Source organism: Corynebacterium ulcerans (assembly GCF_000767685.1).
In the GTDB taxonomy this organism is placed as follows: Bacteria; Actinomycetota; Actinomycetes; order Mycobacteriales; family Mycobacteriaceae; genus Corynebacterium; species Corynebacterium ulcerans.
In genome coordinates this window covers 1,513,646-1,526,043 of the sequence record NZ_CP009622.1, presented here as the reverse complement: position 1 = coordinate 1,526,043, position 12,398 = coordinate 1,513,646, and the positions used below count along the sequence as shown (strand labels likewise).

12 protein-coding genes are annotated in these 12,398 nt (G+C 51.6%); 9 read left to right on the top strand and 3 right to left on the bottom strand.

The features are described 5' to 3' along the window. Nucleotides 1–291: 291 nt before the first annotated feature. Complete coding sequence (locus CULFRC11_RS06920) at nucleotides 292–1,173, top strand: tyrosine recombinase XerC (RefSeq protein ID WP_023635913.1); 882 nt, start codon at nucleotides 292–294, stop codon at nucleotides 1,171–1,173. A gap of 6 nt (nucleotides 1,174–1,179) precedes the next feature. On the opposite strand, the gene CULFRC11_RS06915 is transcribed toward CULFRC11_RS06920, so the two are convergent. Next, nucleotides 1,180–1,707 carry a M23 family metallopeptidase gene (locus CULFRC11_RS06915; protein ID WP_031270395.1) on the bottom strand — a complete coding sequence of 176 codons (528 nt, stop codon included), beginning with the start codon at nucleotides 1,705–1,707 and terminating at the stop codon, nucleotides 1,180–1,182. Between the two features lie 371 nt (nucleotides 1,708–2,078). Here CULFRC11_RS06915 and rpsB point away from each other — a divergent pair, with 371 nt between their 5' ends. The 5 genes from rpsB (at nucleotide 2,079) to CULFRC11_RS06890 (ending at nucleotide 6,917) form a co-directional block, all read left to right on the top strand. Then, nucleotides 2,079–2,909 carry a 30S ribosomal protein S2 gene (rpsB, locus tag CULFRC11_RS06910; RefSeq protein ID WP_013242169.1) on the top strand — a complete coding sequence of 277 codons (831 nt, stop codon included), beginning with the start codon at nucleotides 2,079–2,081 and terminating at the stop codon, nucleotides 2,907–2,909. A 293-nt stretch (nucleotides 2,910–3,202) separates the two neighbouring features. Next, nucleotides 3,203–4,030, top strand: coding sequence for a translation elongation factor Ts (tsf, locus tag CULFRC11_RS06905; RefSeq protein ID WP_023635912.1), 828 nt, complete (start codon nucleotides 3,203–3,205; stop codon nucleotides 4,028–4,030). Between the two features lie 403 nt (nucleotides 4,031–4,433). Beyond that, nucleotides 4,434–5,165 (top strand): UMP kinase, encoded by a 732-nt coding sequence (pyrH, locus tag CULFRC11_RS06900; protein WP_013911776.1) that lies wholly within the window; start codon nucleotides 4,434–4,436, stop codon nucleotides 5,163–5,165. Between the two features lie 130 nt (nucleotides 5,166–5,295). Continuing rightward, the gene (frr, locus tag CULFRC11_RS06895) at nucleotides 5,296–5,853 is read left to right on the top strand and encodes a ribosome recycling factor (protein ID WP_013242166.1); all 558 of its coding nucleotides are present in this window, start codon (nucleotides 5,296–5,298) and stop codon (nucleotides 5,851–5,853) included. A gap of 185 nt (nucleotides 5,854–6,038) precedes the next feature. Next, complete coding sequence (locus CULFRC11_RS06890) at nucleotides 6,039–6,917, top strand: phosphatidate cytidylyltransferase (RefSeq protein ID WP_023635911.1); 879 nt, start codon at nucleotides 6,039–6,041, stop codon at nucleotides 6,915–6,917. Between the two features lie 66 nt (nucleotides 6,918–6,983). Here the strand turns inward: CULFRC11_RS06890 and CULFRC11_RS06885 are convergent, their stop codons facing one another. Further along, nucleotides 6,984–7,412, bottom strand: coding sequence for a LapA family protein (locus CULFRC11_RS06885; protein ID WP_013911774.1), 429 nt, complete (start codon nucleotides 7,410–7,412; stop codon nucleotides 6,984–6,986). A gap of 280 nt (nucleotides 7,413–7,692) precedes the next feature. On the opposite strand from CULFRC11_RS06885, the gene rlmN reads away from it, so the two are divergent. Beyond that, nucleotides 7,693–8,745, top strand: coding sequence for a dual-specificity RNA methyltransferase RlmN (gene rlmN / locus CULFRC11_RS06880; protein WP_038621002.1), 1,053 nt, complete (start codon nucleotides 7,693–7,695; stop codon nucleotides 8,743–8,745). Between the two features lie 112 nt (nucleotides 8,746–8,857). Here rlmN and CULFRC11_RS06875 read toward each other — a convergent pair whose 3' ends face one another. Continuing rightward, complete coding sequence (locus tag CULFRC11_RS06875) at nucleotides 8,858–9,283, bottom strand: DUF2631 domain-containing protein (RefSeq protein WP_023635909.1); 426 nt, start codon at nucleotides 9,281–9,283, stop codon at nucleotides 8,858–8,860. 566 nt (nucleotides 9,284–9,849) lie between these two features. On the opposite strand from CULFRC11_RS06875, the gene dxr reads away from it, so the two are divergent. Next, entirely contained in the window at nucleotides 9,850–11,016 is a 1,167-nt protein-coding gene (gene dxr / locus CULFRC11_RS06870) for a 1-deoxy-D-xylulose-5-phosphate reductoisomerase (protein ID WP_023635908.1), read from the top strand. Between the two features lie 54 nt (nucleotides 11,017–11,070). Continuing rightward, a complete protein-coding gene (locus tag CULFRC11_RS06865; RefSeq protein WP_023635907.1) occupies nucleotides 11,071–12,285 on the top strand; it encodes a M50 family metallopeptidase in 1,215 nt (404 codons plus the stop codon). The last annotated feature ends 113 nt before the right edge of the window (nucleotides 12,286–12,398 follow it).

Below are 12,398 nucleotides of genomic sequence, written 5' to 3'. Positions count from 1 at the left end.
TGGGCCACCACCGTGAATAATTATCAATCTTTTTATTGTGGAGGGGTTGCATATTTTGTACCCACAACTTAAAGTTAGTCAGGCAAGCCTAATTTAATCTCTGATCGGGTTCGGGCTGGTTCTTGATCGGAGATGCCGAGGCTGAAGGCTTTTTAGTGATCGTGATGCGGTCTTTTAACGCCAGACGTCTTCGCGCTATGGTTATGCACTATGGGTGAGTCAGATTCAAGAGCGGAGCTGCCGGAAACGGTGGTCTCCGCTCTTGTCTATGTGGGGAGAGGCTAGAACGCAATGGTCCAGATGGTGGCTCTGATAGACGATTTTATTGAGCACTTGGAACTCGTATCGGGTAGATCACCCGCCACACTCAAGGGCTATCGCAGCGACCTTCATACTTTCGCTGGCCGGAAACCTGAGCTGAAGGATTTTACCCTGGACAACTTACGGGACTGGTTGGGGGAGGCAGTGGCGGAAGGGAAATCGCGTGCCACCCTTGCGCGCCGGGTGGCGGCTGCTAGGTCGATGAGTTCGTGGTTGCTCAAGCAAGGATATATTGAGACTGATGTGGCTGCTCGACTGATTGCTCCAAAGGTAGGGCGGCATTTGCCTAAAGTGCTGGCTGCGGGGCAAGCAGAGTCCGTGGTTGAACATCCGGCGTCGAAAAGCGAAGCGGAATTTGTGCGAGATCGAGCGGTTCTTGAGCTGTTGTATGCAACGGGGATTCGGGTATCGGAGTTATGCGGTATCGACCTTGAAGATATTGACTGGCAGCGAAAAACGATAAAAGTACTGGGTAAAGGAGACAAGCAGCGAGTCGTTCCCTTTGGTCGGGCTGCGCACGACGCACTGGCTCATTGGATAGAACTTGGATGGCCGGCCATGCATAAGGATAAAGCTGAAGTGGCGCTGTTCTTGGGGGTTCGAGGGGGGCGGCTGGATCCACGCCAAGTTCGGAGGCTTGTCGACGCAGCAGGTAAGGAAGCTGGAATCGCAGGGCTGGGTCCGCACTCGGTGCGCCACACCGCTGCCACGCACATGCTTGATGGTGGCGCTGATCTGCGAATTGTTCAAGAATTGCTTGGTCATTCGTCGTTGAACACTACACAAATTTATACGCATGTGAGTTCCCAGCGCCTCAAAGAAGCGTTTAGACAATCGCATCCGCGGGCATGAGATTGGCTAGCCAGACAGTGGCTTGAGTCGGATAGTTGGGGCGTCGAGAAGCGATAAGGGATTTAGATAGTCATAGTTGCCCGTAAAAGCGCCCCAGTGGAGCCCGGGATCACCATCGGAGCTGGGGGCTAATTGTCCGATAACGTCCCCTAGGTGGACCGGGTCGCCTTTTCTTAAGGAGGTGAACACCGGCTGATAGGTGGTTCTTATTCCATCGGGATGATCGATAGATAGCGTGGGGGTTCCGGCTACGGTCCCGGAAAACGCGACTATTCCACTTTCGGCAGCAAGTATGTTTGCTCCTACGTCTAACGCGAGGTCTACGCCACGATGACCGGGAAGCCAGTTGTGTTCGGGTTTTTTAAAGCCTTTGAGGACTTTTCTCGCAGACCGGTTTCCGGACGTCGGGTCTCTATAGCTGTGTGCGACGGGAGAAGCCGAGAAGGTTGCAGTAAAGATGACGAGAAGAACAGTCAGTTTGGTGAAAAAGGTTTTATTTTTTGCTGCAGTGTGGACGGTCAATTGAAAAAGCATCACGGATCTGATGTTTTCCGATGTTGCTTTGAAGAGGAATAGGGAAAACGTGAACTGTGGAATCTGGGATGAAAGAAGCTTTTTGTTGCTTATGGGGTTGAGCGGGTTGTTATATGTGTGGATAGGTGGAATGTCCATTTTGTTTCCGGGAAAGAGTCGGTCTAGACTAGCTCGCTAGCAGTGTGTCCTGAGTTTGGCGTGCTGACTACGCGCAGTTCTGACGTCACTTTGTAGTGACAGCGAAACAACGTGGTCCCATGCTTCTTGCTTTAAAGAAGCTCTGGGTGTTGCTTTTCGTTTCAGTTCTGCTAGGACACGGGGAAAGCCCGTGAAAATATGACAACCACGATTTTTAGAGAAAGGAAGCACTCATGGCAGTTGTAACCATGCGAGAGCTTCTCGACGCTGGTGTCCACTTCGGTCACCAGACCCGCCGTTGGAACCCGAAGATGCGTCGTTTCATCTTCACCGACCGTAACGGCATCTACATCATTGACTTGCAGCAGACCCTGACCTTCATCAACGAGGCTTACGAGTTTGTTAAAGAGACCGTTGCTCACGGTGGCACCATCCTTTATGTTGGCACCAAGAAGCAGGCTCAGGAGTCTGTGAAGAACGAAGCTGAGCGCGTTGGTATGCCTTACGTGAACCACCGCTGGCTCGGCGGTATGCTGACCAACTTCCAGACTGTCTCCAAGCGTCTGCACCGCATGAAAGAACTGCAGGCTATGGATGCTGCAGAGAACGGCTACGATGGCCGTACCAAGAAGGAAGTTCTCATGCTTACCCGTGAGCGCACCAAGCTTGAGCGCGTTCTTGGCGGTATTGCAGACATGAACAAGATTCCTTCTGCAATGTGGGTCATTGACACCAACAAGGAGCACATCGCTGTTTCTGAGGCTCACAAGCTGAACATCCCTGTTGTTGCAATCCTTGACACCAACTGTGATCCGGATGTTGTTAACTTCCCGGTCCCAGGCAACGATGACGCTATCCGCTCCATCGATGTCCTTACCCGTGTTATCTCCAGCGCTGTTATCGAAGGTAAGAAGGCTCGCGAAGAGCGCGCTCTTGCTGCAGCAAAGGAAGCTGCCGGTGACGCAAACAAGACTGAGGTTGCCGCCAAAGTAGAAGCAACTGAAGAAGTTGCAGCAAAGGTTGAGGCACCTGCAGAGGTCGCAGCTGAGGCTGAGGCTAAGTAAAACTTCTTTTGCGCCCGCCGTTTTGGCGGTGGGCGGCATAGCTGTGAGCCCCCAGCTCCAGAGCAAGGAAGCCAAAATAATTGAAGTTGGCTTTTGATGCTCGGGGTGGGGGCTCCTTGTGGTTTTATCTTTCCTTATTTGCGAAGCATTTGGGAAAGAGCCACTGAGACTTGAGGCCTTAGGGTCATTGTGATGAAAAGTGTGACGTCTTTCTGCATAAAGTGCGAGAGTCAGATACGCTAAACATCGAAAATCTTCAGAATTTTTCCTACACGAGGAGGATCGCCCCGATAATGGCGAACTACACTGCTGCAGACGTAAAGAAGCTCCGCGAGATCACCGGTTCCGGCATGCTTGACTGCAAGAAGGCTTTGGAAGAGACCAACGGCGATTTTGACAAAGCTGTTGAGGTTCTTCGTATTAAGGGTGCTAAGGACGTCGGAAAGCGTGCTGAGCGCAACGCTACCGAGGGCCTGATTGCTGTTTCCGGCAACACCATGGTCGAGATCAACTCTGAGACCGACTTTGTTGCTAAGAACGCTGAGTTCAAGGAGTTCGCTCAGAAGGTCGCAGACGCTGCTGCTGCTGTGAAGGCTAACTCTGCTGAAGAACTTGCTGCTGCTGACCTTGATGGAAAGTCTGCTGCTGACGCTATTCAGGAGCTCTCCGCAAAGATCGGTGAGAAGCTGGAACTTCGTCGCGCAGCGACCTTGGAAGCTGAGAACCTCTCTGTTTACTTGCACCAGCGTTCTGCTGACCTTCCCCCAGCTGTGGGCGTTATGGTTGCATACACCGGTGAAGGCGATGCCGCTAAGCAGGCTGCACATGCTGCTGCTATGCAGGTTGCTGCACTCAAGGCTGCATACCTGACCCGTGAGGACGTGCCTGCTGAGGTTGTGGAGAAGGAACGCTCCATTGCTGAGCAGATCACTCGTGAAGAAGGAAAGCCTGAGCAGGCTATCCCGAAGATCGTTGAGGGCCGTCTTAATGGTTTCTACAAGGATGTCTGCCTCGTAGAGCAGGCTTCTGTTGCAGATAGCAAGAAGACTGTTAAGCAGGTCATGGATGAGGCTGGCGTTACCCTGACCGGTTTCGTTCGTTACGAGGTTGGCCAGCACTAATCGGCCACTAGGCTTTGCCTAGTTTGTAAGAAGGTTCCCCCTAGGCGAACTATTTTGGAGTCAGACTGAACGATCAGGTCTGGACTTAGGAATAGCTCGCAAGGGGGAGCCTTTTTGCTTTTAACGAGGCCTGGCGTATGCCTGCTGTAGATACAAGGCCTATTCGGAGTGGGATGCTCTGTTGGAAGGTATATGCGGGTAGAATCCTTTTCGATTCGTATTCCGTTGCGTCGTGCCTTTGACTAAGGGACTGAAGCAGCGCAGGCTTTACGCGGGGATGGGCGGTTTATTATGCCCTAATAACCTGTGTAAATGTCTTGAAATGCGGACTATCGTGCCAAAAAGAGAGCAAAATATGGCTCGGGCTACGTCAAGTGCCTGAGAGTCGGAGAGGTTTACTGCAATGGCTGAAGGTGCCACCAACTCGCGGACCGGATACAAACGAGTGATGCTGAAGCTTGGCGGTGAAATGTTTGGCGGTGGTTCCGTTGGTATCGACCCCGATGTTGTACAAAATGTTGCTCGTCAAATCGCTAGTGTTGCTCGGAATGGTGCAGAAATAGCCGTTGTTATTGGTGGCGGAAACTTCTTCCGTGGTGCACAGCTTCAGCAGCGTGGTCTAGATCGTAACCGTTCCGACTACATGGGAATGCTCGGAACTGTCATGAACTGCCTGGCGTTGCAAGATTTCCTTGAACAAGAGGGGATCGACTGCCGTGTACAGACTGCCATCAACATGGCACAGGTAGCGGAGCCATACCTGCCTCTTCGTGCCAAGCGTCATCTAGAAAAAGGGCGTGTGGTTATCTTCGGAGCAGGGATGGGTATGCCGTATTTCTCTACAGATACGACGGCAGCGCAACGCGCTCTGGAGATCGATTGTGAAGTACTTCTCATGGCAAAGGCCGTGGATGGCGTATACAGCGATGATCCCCGCACCAATCCTGAAGCAGAGCTATTCAACGACATCACTCCTCGTGAAGTAATTGAAAAAGGTTTGAAAGTCGCAGATGCGACGGCCTTTAGTCTGTGCATGGACAATGATATGCCGATTTTGGTATTCAATCTTCTTACAGAAGGCAATATCGCGCGTGCGGTGGCGGGGGACCAAATCGGAACCTTGGTCAAGTCCTGATAGATTAAGTACCTATTGAACTACCGAGTTTTTCCGAAATAGAAATACTTGTGGAAATGGGCATCTGCGTTGGTTCTCATAACCCATGCGACGCTTCATCACACGTGGTCTTTTACAAAGAGGGATTTTTATGATCGACGATATTTTGCTCGAATCTGAAGAGCACATGGGCACGACAGTCGAAAGGACGAGGGACGACCTCGTTAATATTCGTACTGGTCGCGCAAACCCAGCAATGTTCAACGGAGTCATCGCCGATTATTACGGCGTTCCGACCCCGATCACGCAGATGGCAACAATTTCTGTGCCTGAAGCTCGTATGCTTTTGATCAAGCCTTATGAGATGTCGATGATGGGTGAAATCGAAAACGCTATTCGGAATTCAGACCTCGGCGTAAATCCCACAAACGATGGACAGGTCCTGCGCGTCACAGTTCCTCAGCTGACTGAGGAACGTCGTAAAGAGATGGTGAAAGTTGCCAAATCTAAGGGCGAAGACGGAAAGATCGCGATCCGTAACGTCCGCCGCAAGGGCATGGATCAGCTGAAAAAGATCCAGAAAGATGGCGATGCTGGTGAAGACGAAGTTCAAGCAGCCGAAAAAGAACTAGATAAGATCACCGCCAAGTACGTGGCTCAGGTTGATGAGGTTGTTTCTAAAAAAGAAGCAGAGTTAATGGAGGTCTAGGACTCCTCAGCCCACGGCGTAATACGGATAGTAGCGTTGCGCCGAGGAAAATCCTTATGTAGAGGGCATTCGCTATACGCGTGTGCCCTCCGTGTCTTGTTGACTTTAAGGGTTAAAACCTTACATTGAGCGATAAGTATGACGCTTATGCTTCACCGATCCACTCCCTCGGAGGACCTGCCACAATGAATGATGCCGTTAAAGGATTTGAGCATCTTCCAAAGCCTAAAAATTCTGCTGGGCGAGATCTCAAAGCTGCCATTAGCATTGGTGCGGGTCTAGGAGGGGTGGTTTTATTAGCCATTTTTGTAATTCCGCATGCTTGGTACCCATTAGTCGCGCTTGCGATAGCTCTTGCTACTGCTGAGGTACATGCAAGGTTGAGCGAAGCAGGTTATTTAGTACAACGGTGGGTTCTTATCATCGGTGGACAGGTCATGTTGTGGCTTAGTTGGCCCTTTGGCACGCGGGGTCTTGTAGCTGGTTTTGTGGCTGCTGTATTGGTGACCATGTTCAGCAGGCTTTTTCATCATGGTCCGCATATGCCGCCTAAAAATTATTTACGAGATACCGCGATGGCGATCTTCGTATTGACCTGGGTACCGCTCTTTGGCAGCTTTGCGGCTATGCTTTCGCAGTTCCAAAACGATGTGGCTCCTGGAGCGTATTTCATCGTAACCTTTATGCTGTGTGTGGTCGCTTCCGATGTTGGTGGCTATGTGGCTGGTGTGATGTTTGGATCCCATCCGATGGCTCCCGCAGTGAGTCCAAAGAAATCATGGGAAGGTTTCGCGGGCTCAGTTATTTTCGGAATGACTGTTGGCGTGCTGAGCGTGTATTTCCTCCTGGATTACACGTGGTGGTGGGGCTTGATTCTGGGGTTTGGTTTGGTTATCTGTGCAACCTTGGGCGATCTCGTGGAATCACAATTCAAACGAGAATTAGGCATCAAAGATATGTCCTCTATGCTGCCGGGGCACGGAGGCCTTATGGATAGACTCGATGGAATGCTGCCTTCTGCGATGGTCACATGGTTGGTTTTGAGTTTTATTTCTTCTGTTTAAATTGATCTGCTTCAAAAGGAAAGACGGGGCGCTGCTCGTTATGAGCAGCGCCCCGTCTTTTTAGGACTACTGATGCTTGGTAATCTGACGTCGCAGTTGGAACATTCGTACTCCACCGACTAGGGCCATAATCAATGCCCCGGTAATGGATGCGAGGAGGAAACCAACGCCTACCGGAACGGAAAATTCCCATACAAACATGTGGAGAGCTACTTTTTCTTGATTCTGCAAAATAAAGATAAGCAGAAGGATCAGCAATAGGGCACCGATGATGAGGGCGACCCAGGTGCCTCCAGCAAATGTCTTTTTCACTGTTTGTTTGTTAGCTGGGGCAGAAGAGTTCCCAATGGTGTCTTGCGTTGGAACGCTTAGTTCTGTAGAAGTACGGAGTGCTTCATCGGATTCATTGCTCGAACCTGAGGCGACAGAGGGGAATGGCATATCAGAGCCAGGCTCAGGTGAAGAAGAATCATGGAAGGCATCTTTGTTACGCATGCTTCCTATTCAACGTGATGAGGGTCCTGATATCCAATAAGAGGCGATAACAATGCGGATACAATTTTCTTGATAACGGACTGCAGCGCGTCAGAGAGGGGGTTGTTACGATGCCGTTCCATATTTTAAGGCGTGACGTGACATGATGGTACTGATGACTACGCCCAATGACCCCACTCAGCCTGTTGAAAGCCCTGTAGAAGCAGCCGCACCAAGCGCTCCGGGGACCCGACGTGCTTCGACGCCGGTGAAACTGAATTTTTCCCAGCCGCGCAGGAGTATGCCACCGAAGCATTTCGCGGATTATTCGGTGGAAGAACGCATTAGTGCGTTGAACGAATTGGGGCTACCTAAGTTTCGGGCAAATCAGATTGCTCGGCATTATTATGGTCGCCTTGAAGCAGATCCTCGCACAATGACAGATTTGCCTGCGGCTGTACGCTCGAAAGTGCAAGAGAAGCTATTTCCAACCTTGATGACGCCGGTTCGTGCTATTGAAACGGATGCAGGGGAAACCCAAAAGACGCTGTGGAAACTCCACGATGGGACTTTGCTTGAATCAGTTTTAATGCGGTACCCCAACCGTGCGACGCTGTGTATTTCTTCTCAAGCGGGTTGCGGCATGGCATGCCCGTTCTGTGCTACCGGACAAGGCGGATTGGATCGTAACCTGTCTACTGCAGAGATCGTGGACCAAGTACGTGCGGCATCGGCGACGATGACTGCTGAAGGTGGCCGGTTATCCAATATCGTTTTTATGGGTATGGGCGAGCCATTGGCTAACTATAAGCGCGTAGTATCTGCGGTCCGTCAGATTACTTCTCCTGTTCCTGAGGGCTTTGGGATCTCGCAGCGTAATGTGACTGTTTCTACAGTCGGGTTGGCGCCAGCGATAAGGAAACTTGCCGAGGAAGACCTATCAGTTACTCTCGCTGTTTCCCTGCACACCCCAGACGACGAACTGCGGGATACGTTGGTTCCTACCAACAACCGCTGGGAAGTTGCAGAGGTACTGGATGCCGCACGGTATTATGCCGATCGCTCGGGCCGGCGCGTATCTATTGAATACGCTCTTATTCGTGATGTTAATGACCAACCATGGCGCGCAGACATGCTCGGAAAGAAGCTGCACAAAGCTTTGGGCTCGCTTGTTCACGTGAATCTCATCCCGTTGAACCCCACGCCTGGTTCTGAGTGGGATGCGTCGCCGAAGGATCGGCAAGATGAGTTTGTTCGACGCGTCATTGCTCAGGGAGTACCGTGCACTGTTCGAGACACCCGCGGGCAAGAGATCGCTGCGGCATGTGGCCAATTAGCAGCAGAAGAACGTTGATCTTGCGCTAAAAACCGGGGGAGGGGAGCGTCGATAAGCTTTCTTCCCCTGGCATAAAACAAAGCGATCCTACCTTGCTATATCTAAGGCAGGATCGCTTTGTTAGTGAGGTTTAAGCTTCTGGGAGGGAGCGCAGGTGACGAACACGCTCAGGCTCGATGTTGAGAGCGCGTAGCTGGGAGTCGCTGAGTTTTGCGTACTCGCCGGTGCAGGTTGCCTGCTCGTAGGTCCAGTCCTTCTCCTTGTAGCCGAGTGGCTGGTTGTGCGCGGTAAGGGTGCGCATCTGCGTGCCTTGAGGCTTAACCAGTAAGTAGATCAGGCCGGCCGCAATCACAATTGCGAATGTAAACAAGAAGATGGTTTCTACGTGTCCCTGGTGATTACCAAAGTTGTAGCCGAGGAGGAAGATTACTGAAATCCAACCCGAAATCTGGATTGCTCGCATTCCAATGCTGTGCCAACCCCAAGCAGCAGAAGGCTCGTCCAAAGTGGACACGCCATGATGAATCTCAGGGGCGATTTCGTGGGAACCAGCCACGTTGTTCTCCTTGTCTCAAAGCACTGCGTCATCTCGACAAGCTCTGTTGAGCTTAAGTGGGTGTTGCAGAGTGGGTACACGTAAAGATTTACCGCTTATTTTTGCACATTCCACTGGCTAAAGCGATTTTGTCGGAGGGGCGTGAAGAAGGAGAAGCAGCAGAGAAACGGCGTACAAAGCCTGTAGTAAGACATGACCGGGGCACTAGGCATCGAGCCATGATTATTTTAGATATTTCTTCGTCCAAAAGTTGGTGCCCATTAGGGGGTGATGTGATGAAAAATATCGATGTTTGCAACCCCACCTTTTTGGTGCCTGTACCACTGTTTTTGGTAGCAAAGGCAGGAAAGAGGCGATGGTTTTGTGTCGTCTACAGCTCGCGGCGAAGATGAAACGGATTACAGATCGGAACTTTAATCTCCCTGGGGGTCGGCGACAGACTTAGAGACAAGCTCCCAATAAGTCCCGCGCGTAGGAGGACTGGCTGTGTAGGAGCGATGATGCAGAAAAGACTGTAAATGAACAGGGAATAAACGTGGATCGCAAAATGCTGCGATAATAGCGGAGTGAGCAAGCGAATTTTAATCCTAGGCAGCACTGGTTCTATCGGCACTCAAGCCCTCGAAGTTATTCAGGCGAATCCGGAGAGGTTTCAAGTCGTTGGAATTGCGGCAGGGGGGCGTGATCCGCATGCAGTGATAGAGCAGGCACGGATGTTGCACCTTCCGACTCATGCTGTTGCGGTTGCTGATCCGCAGGCGGCGCACGCTGTCTCCGTTGCACTTGGCAGTCAGGTGCTGAGCGGGGACGATGCAGCCACCCGACTTGTTCAAAGCATTGAAGCTGACACTGTTTTGAATGGCTTGGTGGGATCGCTGGGGCTCTCGGCAACACTAGCCACCATTGAGAGCGGGGAAACTCTTGCATTGGCTAATAAAGAATCGTTGGTGGCTGGCGGGAGATTCGTTACTAATAAGGCGCGTCCCGGACAGATTGTCCCTGTGGATTCCGAACACTCAGCGATGGCGCAGTGCTTACGTTCTGGTACGCGCTCCGAGGTTGCGCGGTTTGTCCTGACGGCTTCAGGCGGGCCGTTTCGGGGATGGACTAGGCAGCAGATGTGGGATGTGACTCCGCAACAAGCAGCAGCCCATCCCACATGGTCGATGGGGCAAATGAATACATTGAATTCGGCGACCTTGGTAAATAAGGGGTTGGAATTAATAGAGGCAACATTGCTTTTCGACGTTCCCGCGGACCGCATTGACGTCACGGTACATCCACAGTCAATCGTGCACTCCATGATTACTTTTTCGGATGGCGCGACTATCGCCCAAGCGTCTCCGCCTTCTATGAAGCTGCCAATTTCTCATGCTCTGGATTGGCCTGCACGTGTTCCGGGCGCGCAGCCGAGTCTTGATTTTTCTTCTGCAAGTTCTTGGGATTTTATGCCGGTGGACGATCAAGCTTTTCCTGCTATTCGCCTCGCGCGTGAAGTCGCACTCGCTGGGGGAACCTATCCGGCTGTCTATAACGCTGCTAATGAAGAAGCCGCTGCAGCTTTTCTCGGTGGAAGGATTCGCTTCCCGCATATCGTGGATACTGTTGAAGAAATTGTTCAGCATGCATCTGATTTTGCAGGAGAACCACATTCTGTCGATGAGATTTTGGCACATGAGAAGGAAGCCCGACGCCGTGCAAATCTATTTGTAGATAAACTAGCTCAGAAATAGTTGAGAGTATTCGTTGCTATACTCAGCTTTTCTTCAAATAAGGAGTTTTAGTTAGTGCTGTCTTATTTTATTGGTGTTGCCGCGTTTGCAGTCGGTATTGCTGTCACCATCGCATTGCATGAGTGGGGACACTATACTGCGGCACGGGCATGCGGGATGCGGGTTCGCCGTTACTTTATTGGCTTTGGTCCTAGGATTTTTTCCTTTAAGCGAGGTCACACGGAGTACGGCTTTAAAGCTGTGCCCTTGGGCGGATTCTGTGATATCGCGGGGATGACCAACCAAGATCCGGTAACACCAGAAGAAGCTCCGCACTCAATGATGCATAAGCCTTGGTGGCAACGCATAATAGTGTTGCTCGGCGGCATTTTGATGAATATCTTGGTGGCTTTGATTGTTCTGTACGGGGTCGCGATTACTGCGGGGTTGCCCAATAATCATGTGGACACCACCGCTACGGTGGGAGAGACCTCATGCGTAGCCCCTAAGCAGATTGATGCTGCAACATTAGCTCCCTGCAGTGGTGCGGGTCCGGCGGCCGAGGCTGGTTTGAAACAAGGCGACAGGATTGTTGCTATTGATGGACAAGCCATGCGCTCATTTGTCACGGTCAGAGAATATGTCCAGGATAAAGCGGGAAAGACCATAGCCGTTACCGTGGATCGAGATGGATCGCAGCTCACTCTCAATGTTCCGGTGGCAAATGCTTTGCGGTTAAACGCCAAGGGTGAAGAAGTCTCCGTCGGCGCGATCGGTGTATCAAGTGCACCTTTGAAAGATGTAGTTCTCCACTACAACGCAATTTCGGCGGTGGGAGGAACGCTGAGCTATGCCGGTGATCTTCTTGGGGCCACGGTTAAGGGGCTTGTCTCCTTCCCCGCGAAAATACCAGGTGTTGCGGCCTCGATCCTTGGAGGACAGCGCGACCAAGAGAGCCCGGTCAGCGTTGTTGGTGCCTCGCGCATTGGCGGCGAGTTGGCACAGAAGTCCCTGTGGAGCATGTTCTTCTTGATGCTGGCTAGCTTGAACCTTTTCCTCGCGCTGTTTAACCTGATCCCGCTTCCACCGCTTGATGGCGGGCACATTGCGGTCGTGATCTATGAGAAGCTTCGCGACGCCTTCCGCAAGGCTCGCGGCCTAGAACCCGCAGGTCCAGCAGATTACGCTAAGCTCATTCCACTAACTGTGGGCGTCGCCGCACTCCTCATGGGCGTAGGAGCTCTGGTCATCATCGCTGATGTGGTTAACCCAATCAAACTATTCGGGTGATACCAACCACGCTGGCTTCGACTGGATGAGATTTATGAGAACTGCGAGAAGCCATCTGATAGCGCTTATGCACCGTGCTGGATGAGCACGGTGCTAGAATTTGGATTCATCTG